This window comes from Sporosarcina sp. E16_3, assembly GCF_017347125.1.
Classification (GTDB): Bacteria; Bacillota; Bacilli; order Bacillales_A; family Planococcaceae; genus Sporosarcina.
The window spans coordinates 26910-47961 of record NZ_JADPRX010000010.1; the positions used below are offsets into that span (position 1 = coordinate 26910).

The 21052-nt window shown below is 40.1% G+C and carries 22 protein-coding genes and 1 riboswitch; of the genes, 15 read left to right on the forward strand and 7 right to left on the reverse strand.

Annotated elements, in window-relative coordinates; genetic code table 11:
• The first annotated feature begins 40 nt into the window (after positions 1 to 40).
• The 5 genes from gatC to I2483_RS08305 all read left to right on the forward strand — a co-directional run bounded on the left by gatC (position 41) and on the right by I2483_RS08305 (position 5028).
• Positions 41 to 328 carry an Asp-tRNA(Asn)/Glu-tRNA(Gln) amidotransferase subunit GatC gene (gatC, locus tag I2483_RS08285; RefSeq protein ID WP_207175224.1) on the forward strand — a complete coding sequence of 96 codons (288 nt, stop codon included), beginning with the start codon at positions 41 to 43 and terminating at the stop codon, positions 326 to 328.
• Positions 329 to 353: 25 nt separating this feature from the next.
• The gene (gatA, locus tag I2483_RS08290) at positions 354 to 1817 is read left to right on the forward strand and encodes an Asp-tRNA(Asn)/Glu-tRNA(Gln) amidotransferase subunit GatA (protein WP_207175226.1); all 1464 of its coding nucleotides are present in this window, start codon (positions 354 to 356) and stop codon (positions 1815 to 1817) included.
• A 2-nt stretch (positions 1818 to 1819) separates the two neighbouring features.
• The gene (gene gatB, locus I2483_RS08295) at positions 1820 to 3250 is read left to right on the forward strand and encodes an Asp-tRNA(Asn)/Glu-tRNA(Gln) amidotransferase subunit GatB (RefSeq protein ID WP_207175228.1); all 1431 of its coding nucleotides are present in this window, start codon (positions 1820 to 1822) and stop codon (positions 3248 to 3250) included.
• A 190-nt stretch (positions 3251 to 3440) separates the two neighbouring features.
• Positions 3441 to 4010, forward strand: a complete 570-nt coding sequence (locus I2483_RS08300; protein WP_186672445.1) for a thioredoxin family protein — start codon at positions 3441 to 3443, stop codon at positions 4008 to 4010.
• A gap of 79 nt (positions 4011 to 4089) precedes the next feature.
• Positions 4090 to 5028 carry a diacylglycerol kinase gene (locus I2483_RS08305; protein WP_207175230.1) on the forward strand — a complete coding sequence of 313 codons (939 nt, stop codon included), beginning with the start codon at positions 4090 to 4092 and terminating at the stop codon, positions 5026 to 5028.
• An 85-nt stretch (positions 5029 to 5113) separates the two neighbouring features.
• Here I2483_RS08305 and I2483_RS08310 read toward each other — a convergent pair whose 3' ends face one another.
• Entirely contained in the window at positions 5114 to 5542 is a 429-nt protein-coding gene (locus I2483_RS08310) for an NUDIX hydrolase (protein WP_207175232.1), read from the reverse strand.
• 281 nt (positions 5543 to 5823) lie between these two features.
• On the opposite strand from I2483_RS08310, the gene I2483_RS08315 reads away from it, so the two are divergent.
• From I2483_RS08315 to I2483_RS08335, 6 genes are all read left to right on the forward strand, one after another.
• Positions 5824 to 7170, forward strand: coding sequence for a cytochrome ubiquinol oxidase subunit I (locus I2483_RS08315; RefSeq protein WP_186672438.1), 1347 nt, complete (start codon positions 5824 to 5826; stop codon positions 7168 to 7170).
• Positions 7167 to 8192: a cytochrome d ubiquinol oxidase subunit II gene (locus tag I2483_RS08320; RefSeq protein WP_207175234.1), complete on the forward strand. Its 1026-nt coding sequence runs from the start codon at positions 7167 to 7169 to the stop codon at positions 8190 to 8192. Before I2483_RS08315 ends, I2483_RS08320 begins: the two co-directional genes overlap by 4 nt.
• 13 nt (positions 8193 to 8205) lie before the next feature.
• On the forward strand, positions 8206 to 8325 hold the full coding sequence (gene cydS, locus I2483_RS19755; protein ID WP_481886328.1) for a cytochrome bd oxidase small subunit CydS family protein: 120 nt from the start codon (positions 8206 to 8208) through the stop codon (positions 8323 to 8325).
• 239 nt (positions 8326 to 8564) lie between these two features.
• Complete coding sequence (gene rlmD, locus I2483_RS08325; RefSeq protein ID WP_207175237.1) at positions 8565 to 9926, forward strand: 23S rRNA (uracil(1939)-C(5))-methyltransferase RlmD; 1362 nt, start codon at positions 8565 to 8567, stop codon at positions 9924 to 9926.
• 229 nt (positions 9927 to 10155) lie between these two features.
• Positions 10156 to 10722, forward strand: coding sequence for a DUF4256 domain-containing protein (locus I2483_RS08330; RefSeq protein ID WP_207175239.1), 567 nt, complete (start codon positions 10156 to 10158; stop codon positions 10720 to 10722).
• Positions 10723 to 10890: 168 nt separating this feature from the next.
• Positions 10891 to 12234 (forward strand): cyclic 2,3-diphosphoglycerate synthase, encoded by a 1344-nt coding sequence (locus I2483_RS08335; protein WP_207175241.1) that lies wholly within the window; start codon positions 10891 to 10893, stop codon positions 12232 to 12234.
• A 301-nt stretch (positions 12235 to 12535) separates the two neighbouring features.
• Here the strand turns inward: I2483_RS08335 and dapA are convergent, their stop codons facing one another.
• Positions 12536 to 13420: a 4-hydroxy-tetrahydrodipicolinate synthase gene (gene dapA, locus I2483_RS08340; protein WP_207175243.1), complete on the reverse strand. Its 885-nt coding sequence runs from the start codon at positions 13418 to 13420 to the stop codon at positions 12536 to 12538.
• 122 nt (positions 13421 to 13542) lie between these two features.
• A riboswitch (Lysine riboswitch) is annotated at positions 13543 to 13720 on the reverse strand.
• A 673-nt stretch (positions 13721 to 14393) separates the two neighbouring features.
• On the opposite strand from dapA, the gene I2483_RS08345 reads away from it, so the two are divergent.
• The 3 genes from I2483_RS08345 (at position 14394) to I2483_RS08355 (ending at position 16341) form a co-directional block, all read left to right on the forward strand.
• A complete protein-coding gene (locus I2483_RS08345; RefSeq protein WP_207175245.1) occupies positions 14394 to 14609 on the forward strand; it encodes a hypothetical protein in 216 nt (71 codons plus the stop codon).
• A gap of 61 nt (positions 14610 to 14670) precedes the next feature.
• A complete protein-coding gene (locus I2483_RS08350; protein ID WP_207175247.1) occupies positions 14671 to 15390 on the forward strand; it encodes a VCBS repeat-containing protein in 720 nt (239 codons plus the stop codon).
• A 297-nt stretch (positions 15391 to 15687) separates the two neighbouring features.
• Positions 15688 to 16341 carry a M48 family metallopeptidase gene (locus I2483_RS08355; protein WP_207175327.1) on the forward strand — a complete coding sequence of 218 codons (654 nt, stop codon included), beginning with the start codon at positions 15688 to 15690 and terminating at the stop codon, positions 16339 to 16341.
• Between the two features lie 113 nt (positions 16342 to 16454).
• On the opposite strand, the gene I2483_RS08360 is transcribed toward I2483_RS08355, so the two are convergent.
• Entirely contained in the window at positions 16455 to 16742 is a 288-nt protein-coding gene (locus tag I2483_RS08360; RefSeq protein WP_346267714.1) for a phospholipase, read from the reverse strand.
• A gap of 289 nt (positions 16743 to 17031) precedes the next feature.
• On the opposite strand from I2483_RS08360, the gene I2483_RS08365 reads away from it, so the two are divergent.
• Complete coding sequence (locus I2483_RS08365; RefSeq protein ID WP_207175249.1) at positions 17032 to 17355, forward strand: YnfA family protein; 324 nt, start codon at positions 17032 to 17034, stop codon at positions 17353 to 17355.
• Positions 17356 to 17519: 164 nt separating this feature from the next.
• On the opposite strand, the gene I2483_RS08370 is transcribed toward I2483_RS08365, so the two are convergent.
• From I2483_RS08370 to I2483_RS08385, 4 genes are all read right to left on the reverse strand, one after another.
• Positions 17520 to 18329, reverse strand: coding sequence for a MurR/RpiR family transcriptional regulator (locus I2483_RS08370; protein WP_207175251.1), 810 nt, complete (start codon positions 18327 to 18329; stop codon positions 17520 to 17522).
• Positions 18330 to 18332: 3 nt separating this feature from the next.
• Complete coding sequence (locus I2483_RS08375) at positions 18333 to 19016, reverse strand: N-acetylmannosamine-6-phosphate 2-epimerase (protein ID WP_207175253.1); 684 nt, start codon at positions 19014 to 19016, stop codon at positions 18333 to 18335.
• Positions 19017 to 19018: 2 nt separating this feature from the next.
• Entirely contained in the window at positions 19019 to 20557 is a 1539-nt protein-coding gene (locus I2483_RS08380; RefSeq protein ID WP_207175255.1) for a PTS transporter subunit EIIC, read from the reverse strand.
• 232 nt (positions 20558 to 20789) lie between these two features.
• Positions 20790 to 20996 carry a hypothetical protein gene (locus I2483_RS08385; protein WP_207175257.1) on the reverse strand — a complete coding sequence of 69 codons (207 nt, stop codon included), beginning with the start codon at positions 20994 to 20996 and terminating at the stop codon, positions 20790 to 20792.
• Positions 20997 to 21052: the final 56 nt, after the last annotated feature.

Below are 21052 nucleotides of genomic sequence, written 5' to 3' on the forward strand. Positions count from 1 at the left end.
TATGATTAACCGTACAATTCAAAGAGGAGGAGGAAAAACAATGACACAATTGACGATTGATGAAGTGAAACGTCACGCAGGTCTAGCGAGAATTGCTATGACAGACGCTGAGGCAGAAATGTTCGCTGAGCAACTCGAAGACCTGATTGGATTTTCCAATAAGCTACAAGAAGTGGACACTGAGCAGGTTGCTACAATGACACATCCACTGCCGCTTTACAATGTATTGCGTAAGGATATTCCGACAGACGCGCTTGACAGGGAAGAGATGTTGAAGAGCGTGATAGAACACGAAGACGGACAAATCAAAGTGCCGACTATCCTTTGATGAATGGATTTAAGGAGGAAGAAAAATGACGTTATTCAAAAAGACGGCAACAGAGCTTCAGTCGCTATTACATAATCGGGAAGTATCTGTCAAAGAACTGACGGCAGAATCACTAAACCGTATTGCAAAAATGGATGGACAGGTACAAGCTTTCTTGTCGACAAATGAAGACCAAGCACTTGCTAAAGCAGAAGAATTGGACAAGCTGCCAATGGACGGACGCGGACCATTATTCGGTTTACCAATTGGTCTAAAAGATAATATCGTTACAAAAGGCATTGTTACGACTGCTGCAAGTAAGATGCTTGAAGACTTTGTACCCGTTTACGATGCGACAGTGGTTGATAAAATCAATGAAGCAGGCATGGTAACAATCGGGAAACTAAACATGGACGAATTTGCCATGGGGTCAACAACAGAACGCTCTGCATTCAAGACAACACATAATCCATGGAATCTTGAATACGTTCCAGGAGGCTCATCAGGTGGTTCTGCGGCAGCAGTAGCAGCTGGCGAAGTTGCGTTTGCACTTGGTTCAGATACAGGCGGATCTGTCCGTCAACCTGCTGCATTTTGTGGCGTTGTCGGTATGAAGCCAACATATGGTCGCGTATCACGCTCAGGTCTTGTTGCGTTCGCATCATCATTAGACCAAATTGGTCCGATTACGCGCAACGTTGAAGACAATGCATTATTGCTAAGTGCAATTGCAGGCTTAGACCCTAAAGATTCATCTACATCTCCTCAGCCAGTACCTGATTTCAGAGCTGCGCTAACTGGCGACATTAAAGGCTTGAAAATTGGTGTTCCAGCAGAGTATTTAGGTGAAGGCGTATCTGCAGAAGCGAAAAATGCAGTGATGGAAGCGCTCAAAGTGCTCGAATCACTTGGTGCTGAGTGGGAAGAAGTTTCACTTCCGCATTCGAAGTATGCATCTCCTGTTTACTATGTGATTTCTTCATCTGAAGCATCATCAAATCTGGCTCGTTTTGACGGTATTCGCTATGGCTACCGTGCTGAAGGCGTCCAGAATCTTGAAGAACTATACGCACGTTCACGTTCTGAAGCCTTTGGTACCGAAGTGAAAAAACGTATTTTATTCGGTATGTATGCACTAGGTGCAGCTCATCACGAAGATTTATATGTGAAATCACAAAAAGTTCGTACACTCATCGCGCAGGACTTTGCGAATCTATTTGAGAAATACGATGTAATCATCGGACCTTCATCTGCGACAACGGCTTATAAGATTGGTGAAAAGCTTGAAGATCCGTTGACGCTGTATGCAAACGACATTTTGACAGTTCCGATTAACCTTGCGGGTGTACCGGCAATTTCGGTTCCATGCGGCTTTTCGAATGGACTTCCACTAGGTCTTCAAATCATCGGGAAACATTACGATGAAGCGACACTTTACAAAGTAGCACATGCTTACGAACAAGCGACTGATTTCCATACACAAACTCCAGTCATATGGGAGGGGAAATAATAATGAACTTTGAAACAGTAGTAGGACTTGAAGTCCACGTAGAACTTAAAACAGATACGAAAATTATGTCTCCATCTCATGCTCATTTCGGTGCCGAACCAAATATGAACATTCATGTTATTGACTTGGCTTATCCGGGTGTATTACCGGTGATGAACGAACTTGCAGTTGATTTCGGTATGAAAGCTGCAATGGCACTTAACTGTGAAATTGCGCCAATCACTAATTTCGACCGTAAGCATTACTTCTATCCCGATAATCCGAAAGCTTACCAAATCTCTCAAGATGACCGTCCAATTGGTGCAAACGGTTGGGTCGAAATTGAAGTTGACGGTAAAAAGAAAAAGATTCGTATTGAACGCGTTCACCTTGAAGAAGATGCAGGGAAATTGACACATACCGATGAAGGTCACTCACTTGTCGACTTAAACAGACAAGGTGTACCACTAATTGAAATTGTGACAGAAGCTGATGTACGGTCCCCAGAAGAAGCGTATGCTTTCCTTGAGAAATTGAAAGCAATCATTCAATATACAGGTGTTTCCGACGTCCGTATGGAAGAAGGATCACTCCGTTGTGACGCCAACATTTCAATCCGTCCGTTTGGACAAGAGGAATTTGGTACGAAAACGGAATTGAAAAACTTGAACTCATTCAACTTTGTACGCAGAGGAATTGCATATGAAGTCGATCGTCAAGTAGATGTCTTGTTATCTGGCGGTTCAATCGAGCAACAAACACGTCGTTACGATGAAGCAACAGGTAAAACACTTCTTATGCGTGTCAAAGGCCCAGCGAATGATTATCGTTTTATCCCTGAACCTGACTTGACAGATATTCATATCGACGAAGCGTGGATTGAGCGTGTTCGTGCTGAAATACCAGAACTTCCGGATGCTCGTAAAGAACGTTATATCAACGATCTTGATTTACCTGCTTACGATGCGATGGTTTTGACATTGACAAAAGATATGTCCGATTTCTTTGAAGCAACTGTTACGGCTGGAGCGGATGCGAAACTTGCGTCTAACTGGCTGATGGGTGAAGTTTCGGCTTACCTAAATGCAGAGGCAAAAGAACTTGATGCGACGGCATTAACGCCTGAAGGTCTTGCGAGTATGATCAAATTGATTACAGATGGTACGATTTCATCGAAAATCGCGAAAAAAGTGTTTAAGGAATTGATCGACAACGGCGGAGACGCAGCAGACATCGTTAAAGAAAAAGGACTCGTCCAAATTTCTGATGAAGGCACGCTTCGTACAATCGTCACCGAAATACTAGATGCAAATGAACAATCAATCGAAGACTATAAAAACGGGAAAGAACGCGCAGTTGGCTTCCTCGTTGGTCAAATTATGAAAGCGACGAAAGGGCAAGCAAACCCGCCACTCGTCAATAAAATCCTTCTCGAGGAAATCGCGAGAAGGTAATGAGAAAAGCGTCTGGCGCCTGGAGCCTAGACACCATTTAAGGTAAAAACTTATTATTTCTTATTTTTAAAACGAGACGCTCTGTATAAGACTTTTTCAAGTCACTGTACAGAGCGTCTTTTTCTAATCTCGTAATTTGATTCGCGGGAAGGGACGACGTACAATTGAAGAAAAGGAGTGTGGATAGTTAATGAAAACTGAAAAACAATACTTTGATGAAGCCATTTCACTCGAACTGTATATGAATAAGATGGAAAAACATAAAGAAGAAAGTTTTCGCATTTATGAACAATTCGAAGTGCCTGCAGATGATGAATTCATCGAGCTGTTAAAAGTAAAGAAACCAAATATCCTAGTAATTACGGAAGATTGGTGCGGCGACGCAATGATGAATAATCCGGTTCTTCGAAGAATAGCGGAAGCCGCGGAACTTGACGTACGCACGGCTTACCGTGATGCTGATACAGACTTAATCGACAAGCATCTGACCAACGGCGGCAGATCGATACCTGTCTACTTGTTGCTAGGGGAAGATGGGGAAGTCGAGGCGAAATGGGGACCGCGGGCGGCAGCTATCCAAGAGTATGTTTTGGAGCTACGTAAAGACTTACCCGCAGCGGATTCACCAACGTATAAAGAAAAGCAGCAGGCGTTCATTGAGCGAATTACTGCTGAATATACATCTAAACCTGAACTTTGGTTAACTGTATACGATGACATCCGTAAAACTTTCTTACCAGTATTGCAGAAACAATCTTAAGCGCCAAAGTGCGTGTACTATAATTGAAGTATTTTTGCTTATCAATAAAAAACATATGTACGAATAGAGGGAATTCCGGATGAAACGAGCAAGAATTATATATAATCCGACGTCGGGACGCGAAGCATTCCGCAAACACCTGGGTGAGGTACTCGAGAAGCTTGAAATAGCCGGTTATGAAACCTCTTGTCATGCGACAACGTGTGAAGGAGATGCAACAGAGGCGGCTAAACATGCTGTTAAATCTGGTTTTGACCTTATAATTGCCTCGGGTGGGGATGGTACACTGAACGAAGTCATCGCGGGTGTAAGTCCATTCGACAAGCGTCCTAAGGTAGGTCTTATTCCTACGGGAACGACGAACGACTTTGCACGTGCGCTGCGCATTCCTCGTGATATTAACGAAGCGGTAGATATTATCATTCGGGGAGAAACGATTCCTGTTGATGTCGGTTTAATGAACGACCGCCACTTTATTAACATTGCAGGTGGCGGGAGATTGACCGAATTGACATATGACGTCCCAAGCAGATTGAAGACGGTACTTGGGCAGCTTGCGTATTATTTAAAAGGTATTGAGATGTTGCCGTCAATCCACTCAACTCACGTCAAGATTGAATACGATGGAGAAGTGTTTGATGATGAAGCAATGATGTTTCTTGTCGGCTTAACGAATTCAGTCGGCGGCTTTGAAAAACTTGCCCCTGATTCAAGCATTAATGATGGGAAATTCACTTTGCTCATCCTGAAAAAGTGTAATATCGCTGAATTCATACGTGTTGTTTCACTTGCTCTCAGAGGTGAGCATCTTGATGATCCGCTTGTGATTTCAACTAAAGCAGAAAAGATTACAGTGACATCAAATGAAAAGGTTCTTCTAAACCTGGATGGGGAATACGGTGGCGTATTGCCGGCGAGGTTTGAAAATCTTTACAGACATATTGAGATGTTTGTTCCGATGGGTGAAATTCGGAAAGAGGATCGAATAGATCTAGTGGACTCTTCTGTAGAGTCGTAAAGAGTAGCCAGGGTTAGGTATTTAGCGGATTGGACAAAATAAGCTGTATGGATGCCACTAGTGGACATCCATACAGCTTATTTTTCTAAATGAATTCAATTGCCTGGTCTTGATTGGCAGCAAGTTCAGGTAGATTTTTGACGGATACCCAGCGATGACAGAATGTCATACCGTCGTCTTTTCCGCCTCCGTCTACGCGATGTTCCCATTTAGCATGTTCTTCGCCAATATATGCAAGATGAAAGATATTTCTTTCATAGATGACATGCTTATGTTCAGGGAAATAGTTTGTTTTATTTACTTTTCCTTTTAACTCTAAATTACTACGCTGTATACCTGTTTCTTCTTCAATTTCTCGGTACAATGCATCTAACAATAACTCGTCCTTTTCGATTGTACCACCAGGGACTTGCAAGCCGGCATCTGGATTATCTTTTTGCTCGAACACAAGAATTTGACGTTCGGCACCTTCACCTTTTGTAATATAAGCTAATACTTTTCGTTTTAACCTCATTGTGTTCACCTCATCTTAGTTTATTAATGATACACAATATTCTGTCCATTAACAAGTGGATACTTTGCTACTAGTCACAAATAGTTCATGTAAATCGTTTTAAACGTAACTAATGGGTGGTATAGAGGGTATACAATAGAATCAAGATGAATTTGAAAGGACGTGGTGCCAGTGTACAAAATACATGAAAAACGACTAATGTGGCTTGCATTTATTATTGCAGGAATTATGCTGTTATCAATTGGTGGTAAAATCTTTGGAAGTTAAAGGGGGATAAGAAGATGGGAAATGAAGAAGCAGTCTTTTTTTCAAGGGTCTTAACCGAAACGACTTTATCATTCCATATTATTTATGCAACTATCGGCGTCGGAGTACCGCTGATGATTATGATTGCACAATGGGTTGGCATAAAGAAAAACGATGATCATTATATTTTACTTGCACGACGTTGGGCACGAGGTTTTATCATTACAGTTGCCGTTGGTGTCGTAACAGGAACAGCGATTGGTTTACAATTATCCTTGTTATGGCCTAATTTCATGGAACTTGCAGGGAACGTTATTGCACTGCCGTTATTTATGGAGACATTTGCGTTCTTTTTCGAAGCCATCTTCCTTGGCATTTACTTATATACATGGGATCGATTTGAGAACCAGAAGAAACATTTTCTGTTACTTATTCCGGTTGCCATCGGTGCATCCTTTTCTGCGGTATTCATCACAATCGTTAACGCATTCATGAATGCACCAAGAGGATTTGATATCGTTAACGGTGAATTTGTTAACGTCAATCCGCTTCTTGCGATGTTTAATCCGGCGATGCCTACGAAAGTGGCACATGTTGTTGCGACTTCTTATATGACAGCTGCTTTTGTGCTTGCAGCGATCGCGGCATTCCGTCTGTTGAAAGGTTCGAATCACGAATATCATAAAAAAGCACTATATCTAACGATGAAAGTCGGCCTTGTGTTTGCAATTGCATCAGCAATCATCGGTGACTTCTCAGGGAAATATTTAGCGGAGTATCAGCCTGAAAAACTGGCTGCCGCTGAATGGCATCTTGAAACGAGTGAAAATGCACCGCTAATCATGTACGGCGTTCTCAAAGATGGAGAAGTTAAATACGCCATCAAAATACCGTACGCATTATCATTCCTTGCACACGGTAGCTTTACGCAAGAGGTAGCTGGTTTGGATCAATTCCCTGAGGATGAAGTTCCGCCCCTTTATATCCATTATTTATTTGACATAATGGTGTCGATTGGTATTTGGATGACCCTTCTCTCCGGCGTATTTTGGTTAGGTGTTCAACGAGGTTGGAAAATGGTTTCGACGAAATGGTTCCGCTGGCTTATCGTACTCGGCGGTCCGCTATCAATAGTAGCGATTGAAGCAGGTTGGTGGCTCGCTGAAGTGGGGAGACAACCATGGATTCTAAGAGGTATCATGCGAACGCAGGACGCCGCTACAACGAGCGGACATGTTGACTCGATGCTTATTCTGTTCTGCTTGCTCTATCTAGTCCTTGGGGTCGGTAGTGTAGTTGTACTGAGAAGAATGTTCCGCAATAATCCAGTTGAACGTGAAATTGAAGATCGTGATACGGAGAAAGGCGGCGACGTGCTATGACACTCGAAATACTTGGCATATCCGTTCTATGGACTTTCCTTTTCGGTTATATACTGATTGGTGCCATTGATTTTGGAGCAGGTTTTTTCAATGCTTACAGCACGCTCACTGGCCGTCAGCATATTTTAACGAATATCATCCAGCGCTATTTATCGCCTGTATGGGAAGTAACAAACGTTTTCTTGGTGTTCTTCTTTGTCGGGATCATTGGATTCTTCCCGAAAACAGCGTTTTATTATGGAACGACGCTATTAATCCCCGTCAGCATCGGGATTATCTTACTGGCCATCCGTGGTTCCTATTATGCATTTGAGACGTATGGCGCGCGTGGACACAAAGGATATTCGTTTATGTACGGTCTTGCTGGAATACTTATTCCAGCATCACTATCCATCGTATTAACCATTTCTGAAGGCGGATTTATCGACATGGTGAACGGTAATCCCGTTCTCGATTATTGGAAACTGTTCACCAGTCCGTTAACGTGGGCGATAGTTGTGCTGAGCATCGCCGCAACGCTCTATATATCGGCGGTATTCTTGACCTGGTATGCGAATAAAGCACGTGACACGGAAGCGACAAATATGATTCGGAAATATGCGCTTATCTGGGCATTGCCAACGATTATTACCGCAGGTGGTATCATTGTTGAACTCAGAAATCATAATCCCGAACATTACAGCAATATCCAAAACTTTTGGCCGATGTTCCTCATATCGTTCCTTATGTTTATCGGAACGCTGTGGTTAATCTGGAAACGCCGTAATTACGGACTCGCCTTCCTGTTACTTGTAGGGCAGTTCGCATTTGCCTTCTTTGGCTATGGTGCGTCCCATTATCCATACTTGTTGTACCCATACTTGACGATTTACGACAGCTTCACGAATCCAGCCATGGCCATTTCGCTCATTGTCGTGTTCATCATGGGACTTGGGCTACTGATTCCGTCGTTGTACTTGCTCATGCGCCTATTCCTTTTCGATAAAGACTACGTCCGCGGAAAAGGCGACTACCACGCATAAGGAGGAACAGAACATGAATCACTTTCTAATGTTTTATGCACCCTTCATCGTCCTCATTGGGGGACTCGTCGTTGCGTTCGTTATTGGACCGATGGACGGGGCTGTAAAGAAACAGATTGAAAACGAGAAGTAAAGGAGAGCAGACGTCGATTATGGCGTCTGTTTTTTTGTTGTACGATTAAAAAGAGGGGCGACCGATCATATAAGTATGGCGACCAAGCATATAAGCAAGTTGAGCGATCAAATGTGAGTGCTGATCAACCATTTCCCACCGTAAAGTACACGGATTGTCTAATAGATGCCCTCGCGACATCTGTTTTTTCAGCCTTAGCATGGTAAACTAAAGACATCTGAAATTTGGAGGAAAATATAATGTCATATAGTGTAAATAGAAACGACCGTCTCAACGTCTACGTAGAAGATTTAACGCACGATGGTTCGGGTGTAGCCAAAGTGGATGGCTATCCGCTTTTCATCCCTGGCGCGCTGCCAGGTGAAGAAGTTGATATACAAGTAGGTAAAACATTGAAAAGTTACGGTTTTGCCAGACTGTTAAACATTACAAAAGCATCGCCTGACCGTGTAAAACCGCCTTGTAATGTGTTCTCAAAATGCGGAGGATGCCAGATGCAACACTTGTCTTACGAAGGCCAACTGGTGCAAAAACGTAAAACGGTACGCGATGTTATGGATCGCATTGGAAAACTACCGCATGTGCCAGTGCACCCAGTAAAAGGGATGGACGATCCTTGGCGCTACCGCAATAAATCACAGATACCTTTCAGTGAGCGCGACGGTAAAGTTATTTCTGGATTTTACAAATCGCGTACACATGACATCGTCGACACAGACATCTGTCTCATCCAAAGTCACGAGGCAGATGACCTAATGGCTATGTTGAAATATGAGCTACACGCAATTGGTGTAGATGCTTATGATGAAAAAACTCACCTTGGTCTGCTTCGTCACTTAATTGTCCGTACAGGACGTGCTTCAGGTGAAGTGATGGTTATTTTAGTAACACGCAAAAAGAAATTCACACAAAAAGATGCAGCCATAGAACTTATTAAACGAGTTGTTCCAAATGTAACGTCAATTATGCAAAACTTTAACACCGAGAGAACGAACGTTATTTTAGGCGATGAAACTGTTTTACTATACGGAAAACCGGTTATTGTCGATTCAATTGGCAACATCGATTTCGAAATTTCTGCACGCTCTTTCTATCAAGTGAACCCTGAACAGACGGAAGTTCTTTATGGACAGGCACTAGAATACGCACAGCTGACGGGAGAAGAATCGGTCATCGATGCGTATTGTGGTATCGGTACAATCTCATTGTTCATCGCACAAAAAGCGAAAGAAGTATACGGCGTCGAAATCGTTCCTGAAGCGATCGAAGACGCTAAGCGTAACGCGGAATTGAACGGCATCAGTAATGCTCATTTTGAAGCAGGTCCCGCTGAAGTCGTCATTCCGAAATGGTATGCAGACGGCAAACGATTCGACGTGCTGGTTGTCGATCCGCCACGTAAAGGTTGCGACGAAGAGCTATTGAAAACGATTTTGGAATATAAACCGAAGCGTGTTGTCTACGTATCATGTAATCCTGGTACGCTTGCACGGGATTTACGTATACTTGAAGATGGCGGTTATCGCACGCAGGAAATTCAGCCGGTTGATATGTTCCCACATTCGAGTCATGTGGAGTGTGTGGCTTGGTTGGAGATTTGAAATAAAGTATTATGTGACTGGTGAAGAATCAATTTTAACTTGATTCTTCACCTTTTATATTGAATGGTTTAAGCAAATATCATAACCATATATCGAACATTTGTGATGGCACAAATTGGTGGAATTCATGAGACAATGAGCGCAGACAAGGAATTGAAGTTCCAGTAGGGTTAAGCTAATTGATATGGTACATAATTAGTAGGGATGAAAAAGTTAGGAGGAAATCAATATGACCAAGGGAAACAAGCAGTTATCACTTGAACAACGTGACGAATTACTCAAAACATTGAAAGCTCGTTTTGAGCAAAATATGAATCGCCATACAGAACTAGAATGGGCTAAAGTCCAAGAGAAGCTGGAAGCTAATACTGAAAAACTGTGGTCGCTTAATGAGATGGAAATAACCGGAGGAGAACCGGATGTTGTTGGTCATGACAAAAAGACGGGCGAATATATTTTTTATGACTGTTCAACAGAAAGCCCTAAAGGCCGCAGAAGTGTTTGTTACGATCTTGAAGCGCTGGAATCAAGGAAAAAACATAAACCAGAAAATAATGCTATTGATATGGCTGCCGACATGGGCATTGAGCTTTTAACGGAACAACAATACCGGGAGCTGCAGGAAGTTGGAAATTTCGATTTGAAAACGTCGAGCTGGGTGCAAACACCAGCTGATATTAGAAAGCTAGGTGGGGCCATCTTTTGTGATTATCGCTACGATACAATCTTTGTGTATCACAATGGAGCGGATTCCTACTATGCCGCCAGGGGTTTCCGTGGCTTGCTAAGGGTCTAAATTTAAAGTTTGGGTAACTGGTACCTTTTAAGAGAAGCCAAAAGAGAGCAGATACATCGGGAATAGTGGTGTATCTTTTTTTATATTTTGCATATTAAAAAAATGTTGTATTAAAATGCACTAAAGGTTATAATTATAAAAACGTTGCAATTATAGGAGTGAATACTGATGAAAAGAAAAAATACAATTATTATAGGCGCTGCAGGAAGAGATTTCCACAATTTTAATACGGTTTATCGTGATAATGAAGCGTATAACGTTGTTGCTTTCACAGCAACGCAAATACCTGATATAGATGGACGAAAATATCCAAGTGAATTAGCTGGTGAACTATATCCTGAAGGAATTCCGATTTATTCACAAGACCAATTACCAAAGCTGATTGAAGAGTTACAAGTTGATGAATGTGTTTTTGCTTATAGCGATATAAGTTACGATGCTGTGATGGGCGTTGGTGCGATTGTGAATGCAGCGGGTGCTGACTTCACGCTACTTGGACCAAAAGGCACGCAGTTAAAGAGCAATAAACCGGTTATTTCGGTTTGTGCTGTGCGAACTGGAACCGGGAAAAGCCAAACGTCACGTAAAATTATCGAAACATTATTGGAGCATGGTTTAAAAGTTGTTGCAGTGAGACATCCAATGCCTTATGGCGATTTAAATGCTCAGCGTGTTCAACGCTTTGCGACAGTGGAGGATTTGAAGAAACATAATTGTACAATCGAAGAAATGGAAGAGTATGAACCACATGTGGACCGTGGAAATATTGTTTATGCTGGTGTTGATTATGCAGATATTTTAGCGGCAGCTGAAAATGATCCGGATGGCTGTGATGTTATTTTATGGGACGGAGGAAATAATGATTTCTCTTTCTTCAAGCCTGATTTAGCGGTTACTGTCTTGGATCCGCATCGTCCAGGTCATGAGTTGAAATACTATCCTGGTGAAGTTAGTTTACGAACAGCCGATGTTGCTATCATTAACAAAATTGATAGTGCAACAGCAGAAGCCATTCAAATCGTAGAAAACAATATCAAAATTGCAAGCCCTACTAGCACAATTATTAAAGCTGAGTCAAAGATTACTGTAGATAACCCAGAAAGTATTATTGGTAAACGTGTATTAGTCGTTGAAGATGGTCCTACGTTGACACATGGAGAGATGAAAATTGGTGCGGGTACAGTTGCGGCTGAGCGCTTAGGTGCGAAGGAAATGATTGACCCACGTCCATTTGCAGTAGGTTCATTAATTGAAACGTTTAACAAATATCAACATATTCAAAACGTTCTTCCAGCAATGGGGTATGGCGAACAGCAATTGAAAGATCTTGAAGAAACCATCAATAATGCCGACTGTGATGCCGTGATCATTGGAACACCGATGGATTTATCTCGAATCATTTCTATTAATAAACCATATACGCGTGTACATTATGATTTAGATGAAGTGGGTAGCCCTAATTTAAGCGGAATTTTAAAAGGTTTTATCCAAGAACATAAGCTTTCGAAGTAAATATCCGATATGAAAGCTAGCATGCAAAGGGACATTAAATAACAAATGAAGGCGCAGAGGTTCTCTATTGAATCTCTGTGCCTTCATTTGTTTTTTTTGACAGTGATGGTTACTGATAGATGTGAAAAGTTCCCACTTAAACTAGCTGAAATGCCCATTTGTATAATGCAGAAATACAATCAGCAAGTATTAATCCAGTTAACTTTAAAATAAGGGATCCTAGACAAGGATAAAAAGTGATGGGGCCAGGTTCTTATTGATTTGTGAATTGATTTAGAACCTGGAACTTTTCACAACCTTTTTAAATAGTTACTTTTTCATGGATATTTAGTGCTTGTTGCAGAGAACTTAGTTGTTCATCGTTTAAAGGAATCATAGGTAGGCGGACACCACCGACAGGGATTCCTTTTAAAATCAAAGCTGCTTTTACAGGTGATGGATTTGGGGCAGCAAAAAGTGCTTTCATTATTGGCAGTAGTCTGCGATGATCCCTAGCTGCCTCTTGGACGTTGCCACTTTTGAAATGTCCAATCATCGTTTGCATTTCATTCCCTAAAACATGGGATGCTACAGAAATGACACCAGCTCCACCGATCGATAAAACTGGAATCGTTAAACCATCATCACCGCTATACACTGAAAAATCTTCAGGTGTATCAGTAATAATTTCGGCCATCGTATCTAAATTACCGCTTGCTTCTTTAATAGAAACGATATTTGGGATTTTTGAAAGGCGAATGACTGTTTCAACAGATATGTTGACAACACTGCGTCCGGGAACATTATAAAGTATAATTGGTAAAGATGTGACCTCCGCAATTGTCTTAAAGTGTTGATATAATCCTTCTTGGCATGGGTTGTTATAGTATGGGGCAACAAGCATAATACCATCGACACCTACATCTTCTGCAAGTATTGTTAGCTCAATTGATCCTTTCGTGTTGTTCGAGCCTGTACCAGCAATTACTGGAACTCTCCCATTCACAACTTCGACTGTAAACTTGAATAAATTCAATTTTTCATCATCCGTTAACGTCGGAGACTCTCCTGTTGTACCAGATACCACTAAGCCATCTGTTCCATTAGCAATTAAATAATTAATTAAGTTTTTTGTAGCTTGAAAATCAATTTCACCATTTTCATCAAAAGGAGTCACCATTGCAGTTAATACTTGTCCGAAATTCATTATTTCTCCACATCCTATAATTTATTTTAAAAAAATAGAGGAAGAAGGGCAGTTAGTGAATTAACGCAAAAAAGCAACAACGAGGGCTCGTTGTTGCAGTAGAAATAATAAATTATTTCTTTGCATAAGATAGCCCTCCATATAGTTTCCTATATGACAATCCTGTGTTTATTCAACACAGAACCAGCTTCAAGAAAATGAGATTCTCTCCACTTCGGCAAATTCCCCTTTCCACAATTGTCATAGGATCTCATTATCCTCTGATTGTGTACTGATGGTCTTTGCGCCTCTATCCTTACTTCAAAAATTTTGAAATAAGTGAATTTCTAATTAGACAAACTTTACCCCTATTCTAAAGCAATTGCAAGTGAAAGGTGCTGAGTTCAAAAAAAGTTCTGAATTTAATGGGAAATTTATATTCTTTAAAGTGTTATTACGTCTGCCAATTAACCATTTTCTCACATAACATACTGGTGAGGAGGGCTTGATATCCTCCATTTTCACTGGACCATTTCCTGCTCGCTTGCGGCTAACTATTTATGACATTTTTACTGTGGGGCAGGTATTGCTAGAAGTGACTACGTCACTTCTAGCAACACTCTTTTCAGTAATACTGTTGCGAATAGTTGCCTGTCGCGTTCCTACAATGATCAAGTGAAAAATGCGGTTGTTTTGAAAGTAAAGAGTAGATGACATTCTATTGAGAGTGTAAGTGCCCGAATATGCAATTTCGGGCACTCATACACGTTATATAATGTGCTTCTTACTGACTTTTAACAAAGAGTATACATCTAATCATGTGATGCCTTATAGAAGGTGACACTACTTTAAAATAAAAAAGAAAAAACCATAGAGAAAGCATCAGGCGCCAAAATTGCATTTTTGGCGGCTTTTCTCCAGGTAGGAAGTCAGCTATTCTTTCGTCCCAAAAAACTTCAGCACTACTTGAACTTATACATTTGGAGAGCGACGGATGAAGGACCACCATACGATTAACGGAAAAAAGTGTGTAGGGATGCGACAAATTCGCATCCCTACACATCCAGATATCTCGGTAATTGTAATAGAAGTCATTCAATCCAAAGCAATCCAAAAGCGCAACCATACAAGTAGTGGCCAAGGGAGGATTAAGTTACTTACTGGTTGGTTTTGGTTAATCAACACATGTGAAATGTTATACAACTTGTAGCAAACATTCCGTTAAACCATAGGATAGATATAAATAAAGGCATAATGAAAAGGGGAACGTTATGAATATTTATAACTCACCAGCTAGTAGGAGTCAACCCAGTATTGTTGCGTTTGCTCAGGGAGATGTTACCGGAGATGGAGTAAGTGATTATGTCTATTTAACTGGAATAAAGACTCCAGATAGTCCATTTACACAAAATATAACCCTTCATGTTAAGGATGGAAGAACAGGTGTGTCAACAAGTATCCCGCTGCGGGAAAATGTTGGCTATAATCCTTCCTTATTCTTAGGTGATTTTACTGGGGATGGTGTAGCTGATATATTAATAAGTATTGCTACAGGTGGTAGTGGTGGAACAATGTACTATTATGTTGTTTCCTTTGTTGGCAATAAAGCAAAATTAATTTTTGATTTTAATGTATATAATGATCGATACCAATATGACGTTACGTATCAAGACAATTATAAAGTTGAAATTGTCAGCAAGGTGAATAATGAAAAGTACATTATCGACATATCTACAAGAGGTGCTGAGTATTTATCTGAAATATATTATGGGAATGGAAAATTGAAAAAACCAATAACTGGTTTTGTGAACCCTTTGAGCGGTTTATATCCAGTAGATTTTGATTCAAATAAAGTTTATGAGCTTTTAGCTTATCAAAAAATTGCGGGAAGATATAATGCAGATTCTTTAGGGTATATTATGAACACATTAGGATGGAATGATAATAGATTTGTTTTGCAAAATCAGTATGTAGCTATTTTTGGCTCTTAGGATTCTTCTCAAATGGGAAGTTTTCCGGGGAGGGGCGTTATTTGGTAATCTTTAACGCGTCTGGATTTGAAGTGCGGATTCCTAATGGAGGAATACTTTCGTATTGCTTTGCTGAGGCGTTATCAAGTTGAGCTAAACTATCTTATTCTACGAAGCGTTTGTTGCCAGAATGGTTAATACCCACTAAGATGAATGTATCAGGGAATGAATCGATGGATTGTGGCTAAGAATAGAAAGAAAATAGTGGATAAGTTAAAAACAAGGGTTAGGAATAAATGTATAAAGGTGATGCTAGATATGAAGGTTGAAATTGAAAATAAAATGATTAAAGTTGATGTTCAGTATGGAAATAGGAAGAAGCTATCCATTCATATTGATTCATTTGGTTTTATAACTGTTAAAGCTCCCAAAGACACAAGCAAAGAAATTATTGTCAGTGCAATAGAGAGTAACGGGAAAAGAATACTAGAGAAAATCCATGAAATTGATGTAGCTCGAGAAACCCCTAAGGCAAGAGAGTATCATGCTCAAGGGAAGTTCTTATACCTTGGGAAAGAGTGTCATCTTCATGAATTAATAGATAGTAGCGAGTTAAATGAAGAGGTGCTTAAAAGGAATCTAAAGAAGTTCTATATCAATAGCTGTAAGAAGATTGTAGGAGAACGGATAAAAATATATGAAAAACAACTGAAAGTTAAGCCGAAAATTATTGAAATAGTAGAGTCTAAAGCCAAGTGGGGTAGTTGTAGTTCGGATAGAAAGCTAACCTTTAATTATCGTCTAGCCATGGCTCCAATTGAAGTCATTGATTATGTGATAATCCATGAACTCTGTCATTTATTGCATATGAACCATGATCGATCATTTTGGAGACGTGTTGGAAGTATTATGCCGGATTATAAAGAGAAGGAAGAGTATTTGGCGAGGTATGGGCATTCAATGTCTCTTTGAAAAAGGTACCTGGTTTTAAAACAATCTAGTGTTGTTTTAGAATCTAGTACCTTTTTTTAGCTGGTCAGTCACCTGACATGTGAAAACTAGGCCGTAAGCCGCCATAACATCTATTATCTATAAAAGTTGCAAGTAAATAATGTTTGTAACTTCATATAATTATAGAGCATACGGGCGTGCCTACCTTTTTTAGTGCATGGATCTATATTTTGACGTAGACAACGAATGAATTCACGGTCACATTCACATGGACATCCGCCCCTGCGGTAACAATCGTCATGTGCTTTACAAGCTGCATCTACCTCATTAATAGGAGCGCCGGGTCCACTACAACCAGGCCCACACCAGTTATAACCTGGAAAAACACAAAAACGAAATCGTCCATTTCCTCTCTGTGGCACAATAAAAACCTCCTTATGGTGGCTTAACCACTACATACTATAGGTTATTCATTGCCGCGATATAATGTATAAGCTGTTACCTATGGATTTTATAATTAATTCTTTTTCTATGAAAATTGTGCGAAGCCGCCTTACAGGGAATCTTCATATCCTATGTGCTCCTAGAGATTGTCCAAATTGTTGCCAGTAACTAGCACGGTGCCCTTTTAGCTATGTTACTACTGATTTCTTTCGCTATATAAAAAATTTCATAGCCTGCGAATTAAGATTTTTGAAAGGGGATTATATTTTGATTACAGTAATACTGCTATTTTTGTTTGCGGGGCTAGCGGAAATAGGTGGAGGTTATCTCATTTGGCAATGGCTAAGGGAAGGGAAGTCAGTTTACCTAGGGCTCATTGGAGGATTTGTCTTAGCGATGTACGGGGTGATTGCCACTTTCCAACAGTTCCCGACTTTCGGTAGGGTGTATGCTGCCTATGGCGGTGTATTCATTGTACTATCTGTCCTTTGGGGATGGGGAGTCGAAAAAAAGATGCCGGATACATTTGATTGGATTGGTGCTTTAATTTGTATAATTGGTGTGTCTGTGATGTTATGGCCACGCGGTTAACGTAGTCGGGCGTATAGGACATAAGAAGAATCAGTGGGGGATGAAGAAAATCCCCTCTGATTGAAGATCAACTTTATAGAATAAAGGTATCTAGTTCTAAAAACAATCCCGAATTGTTTTAGAACCAGATACCTTATTTGGTTTAATCTCAAATTATAAACTTACTAATTACTTTCGATATATGCTTCAGAGGAAATGGCAGTTACTGTTTTTTCGTATGTTTCTTTAACTTTTTGGTCCTTTAATAAAAATAAGCTAATCAGGTCAATCAAATAAAGAACACTCAAATCCAAACCAGTAGATATATATCCGGTACGTAAAGGGTGTATCGTCCATAATACGGCTTCGGATAATTTGGTTAGCGGAGTATCGCCATAAGCGGTGAACGAGACGATTTTTGCGCCATTATTTTTAGCTTCTTTAATGGAATGTAATAAATCTCTGGTCTGTCCAGAGCGAGAGAATGCTAGAAGTAAATCACCGTCTTGGACTAGTGTACTCCTAATGATCATTAAGTGTGGATCGGTTACAGCTTCTGATGCAAAGCCCATTCTACTTAAACGATAATTTAACTCTTGCGCAGCAAGTCCTGAACTGCCTAATCCATAAATATACAATTTATTCGCTTCTTGCATGAGTTGCATAACCTCATTTAACGAATCTTTTCCACTTAGTCCTTGAATATCATTTAGAATATCCTCATATTGCCGCTTTAATTTTGAGTCAACCTTATCATTACCTACCTGATATGCTTCTCGCGCTAATTTTATTTTCAACTCGACAAAGTTTCTACAAGCAACCTTTTTGCAAAAACGTGTAATCGTCGCAACAGAAATATCAGTCTTGGCAGCAATATCTTTAATATTGCTTTGTGAAGCCTCAATTGGCGAGGAAAGAAAATAATCGGCTAGACCTCTTTCTTTTTCGGAGAAAGAAGAATATCTAGATTGAATTTCCTTCAATAGTGTAACCATTCATTACACTCCTTTGATCTCGTCTACAAACCGCCTAGTAATTTGCTGGGGTCTTGAAATAGCCCCTCCCACGACAACGGAATAAGCGCCAAGAGATATTACTACTTTTGCCATTTCAGGTGTAAGAATATTACCTTCAGCTATAACCGGAATGCGAATGTTATTTAGAACGATCTTAATGAACTCAAAATCATTTTCATAAAGTTTACATCCGCTGGTTTCTTTTGTATAGCCATAAAGAGTGGTAGAAACACAATCAAATCCTAAACGTTCCGCTTCGAGTGCATCTTCTAAAGTTGAAATATCAGCCATTAATTGGATATGTGGGTGATTCGTTTTTAGATAATCAACAATATCCTTTAACTGCTCACCATTTGGACGTTGACGTAATGTAGCATCCATAGCAATCATTTCGCAGCCAGATTTAATTAATTCATCGACTTCTTTTTTTGTCGCAGTAATGAAAACATCACTATCAGGATAATCGCGTTTTACAATTCCCACAACAGGTAAAGAAACTTCTTTTTTTATAGCCTGAATATCGCGCAAAGAATTTGCGCGAATACCAGCAGCTCCGCCAAGGTCGGCAGCAAGCGCTAATTTTGCCATAATAAACGAACTATGAAGAGGCTCATCCTCAAGGGCCTGGCATGAAGCAACAAGCCCATTTTTAATTTTATTCAACATAATTACTCACCAACTATTTCTGTGATTTCATTTTTAATAATGGTAACATGCGGTCCATAAACGACTTGGACACCCTTACCTTTCATAATAACACCTTTTGCTCCTGTTTCTTTCAAGAGTGCTTCATCAACTTTGCTTGGGTCATTGACGCTAATACGCAAGCGAGTAGCACAGCAATCAACATCTGTTAAATTATCTGCGCCGCCTAATGCAGTAATAATTGTTTGTGCTCTTTCGCTTGTGTTTTCCATTGTTGGCGTAATTTTTAGGTCTTCATCTTCGCGACCAGGCGTTTTGAAATTGAACTTTTTAATAAAGAATGTAAATGAGAAGTAATAAACAAAGAACCATGGAATACCGATTAGTGGAACGATTATCCAATTTGTTTTCGCATCACCTTGTAAAATTCCAAATAGGACAAAGTCGATAAATCCTCCAGAAAATGTTTGCCCTATTGTAATTTGGAAAATATCAGCCATCATAAAGGCTAATCCGTCCAAAAAGGCATGTAAAACATAAAGTAAAGGAGCAATGAACAAGAATGAGAATTCAATGGGTTCTGTAATACCTGTTAAGAAGGATGTTAATGCAGCAGATCCCATTAATCCTGCCACTATTTTTTTGTTTTCAGGTTTTGCTGTGCGATAAATTGCATAAGCTGCCCCAAGAAGTCCAAACATCATCGTAATAAAGCGTCCAGACATGAAGCGGGATGTTCCGCTATAAAACTTTTCAAGGGTAGGATCAGCAAGCTGTGCAAAGAAGATTCGCTGTGTTCCTTCAATAAGTTGTCCATCGATAACGAGTGAACCGCCTAGACTAGTCGTCCAAAAAGGCATATAGAATATATGGTGAAGACCGAATGGACCTAATAAACGTAACACAAATCCAAAAATAAATGTTCCAATGTAACCAGTTGCCTCTACTAATCCACCCATTTTAAAAATACCAGCTTGAATAAATGGCCAAATTAGGAACATTAGCACCCCAAGAAAAATAGATGCAAATGCAGAAATGATAGGAATAAATCGTGATCCGCTAAAGAAACCTAAAAATGGAGGAAGTTGCTTCTTATTATAACGATTATGAAGAAAAGCGACTAAAATACCAACCATTACACCGCCAAAGACACCTGTTTCTAACGTGTGAATACCAAGTACTAATCCTTGTCCAACAGATGCGGGATTTTCAGTATTGAGAATTCCCATGATTGATAATAATGCTGAGATAGTTGCATTCATGACTAGGAAACCGAGCATTCCTGCAAGTCCAGCGGTTCCTTTATCACTTTTGGCTAAACCAACCGCTACACCTATCGCAAATAAAAGTGCAAGGTTTGCGAATATGACGCTTCCTGCACTTGCCATAATGGTGAAAATGGATTGCAGCCAAGATACGTCCAAAAATGGATAAGCTTTTATTGAATTGGGGTTAGATAAAGCACCGCCAATCCCTAAAAGTAAACCTGCTGCGGGCAATACAGCTATGGGCAGCATAAATGATTTACCAAATTGTTGTGCTTTCTCGAAGAAACTACTCATCATTGGTACCTCCTGTATGTAAATGATTTTCATATTTATTATAAAAAAAGTAATCAGTAAATGCAAGGGTAATTTAAAGCGCTTACAAGTATTATGCTAAGTATATTGGGTTACCTCCATTTGGAAAGTCCGGTTTTAATGATAATTTTGGGAGTATTCACAGTAAGGCGCTAGTGGATAAGGATGTTTAAACTTTATCCATTGCATTATACCGTCATAGATATTAATTTTATTATGTCCCATTATCGACGAATGACACACTTTTTCTAAAACTGTTAACCAAGGCGCTAACTACGACTTGGTTAACGGACTTCATTTTCCTTGAAATATCGCGGTGGGTTAATGCACGTATGCAGATAGGGGGACTTATTGTTTTAGCAGGTAATGATGGCTGAAGAACAACTTCCGTAATTTCACGGAATAACTTTAAAAAATTCAACTACCCCCCTAAAAAAATAGGGGGGTAGTTGAATTCAAATCAATTATTAGACTGAG

Coding starts and splice junctions, on each gene's coding strand:
- I2483_RS08350 (WP_207175247.1), top strand. CDS start 14,671: ATGAATATTTATAACTCACCAGCTAGTAGGAGTCAACCCAGTATTGTT.
- dapA (WP_207175243.1), bottom strand. CDS start 13,420: ATGAATTTCGGACAAGTATTAACTGCAATGGTGACTCCTTTTGATGAA.
- I2483_RS08320 (WP_207175234.1), top strand. CDS start 7,167: ATGACACTCGAAATACTTGGCATATCCGTTCTATGGACTTTCCTTTTC.
- I2483_RS08375 (WP_207175253.1), bottom strand. CDS start 19,016: ATGTTGAATAAAATTAAAAATGGGCTTGTTGCTTCATGCCAGGCCCTT.
- I2483_RS08380 (WP_207175255.1), bottom strand. CDS start 20,557: ATGAGTAGTTTCTTCGAGAAAGCACAACAATTTGGTAAATCATTTATG.
- gatA (WP_207175226.1), top strand. CDS start 354: ATGACGTTATTCAAAAAGACGGCAACAGAGCTTCAGTCGCTATTACAT.
- I2483_RS08300 (WP_186672445.1), top strand. CDS start 3,441: ATGAAAACTGAAAAACAATACTTTGATGAAGCCATTTCACTCGAACTG.
- I2483_RS08335 (WP_207175241.1), top strand. CDS start 10,891: ATGAAAAGAAAAAATACAATTATTATAGGCGCTGCAGGAAGAGATTTC.
- I2483_RS08345 (WP_207175245.1), top strand. CDS start 14,394: ATGAAGGACCACCATACGATTAACGGAAAAAAGTGTGTAGGGATGCGA.
- I2483_RS08355 (WP_207175327.1), top strand. CDS start 15,688: ATGAAGGTTGAAATTGAAAATAAAATGATTAAAGTTGATGTTCAGTAT.
- I2483_RS08305 (WP_207175230.1), top strand. CDS start 4,090: ATGAAACGAGCAAGAATTATATATAATCCGACGTCGGGACGCGAAGCA.
- I2483_RS08310 (WP_207175232.1), bottom strand. CDS start 5,542: ATGAGGTTAAAACGAAAAGTATTAGCTTATATTACAAAAGGTGAAGGT.
- I2483_RS08330 (WP_207175239.1), top strand. CDS start 10,156: ATGACCAAGGGAAACAAGCAGTTATCACTTGAACAACGTGACGAATTA.
- gatC (WP_207175224.1), top strand. CDS start 41: ATGACACAATTGACGATTGATGAAGTGAAACGTCACGCAGGTCTAGCG.
- gatB (WP_207175228.1), top strand. CDS start 1,820: ATGAACTTTGAAACAGTAGTAGGACTTGAAGTCCACGTAGAACTTAAA.
- I2483_RS08315 (WP_186672438.1), top strand. CDS start 5,824: ATGGGAAATGAAGAAGCAGTCTTTTTTTCAAGGGTCTTAACCGAAACG.
- I2483_RS08370 (WP_207175251.1), bottom strand. CDS start 18,329: ATGGTTACACTATTGAAGGAAATTCAATCTAGATATTCTTCTTTCTCC.
- cydS (WP_481886328.1), top strand. CDS start 8,206: ATGAATCACTTTCTAATGTTTTATGCACCCTTCATCGTCCTCATTGGG.
- rlmD (WP_207175237.1), top strand. CDS start 8,565: ATGTCATATAGTGTAAATAGAAACGACCGTCTCAACGTCTACGTAGAA.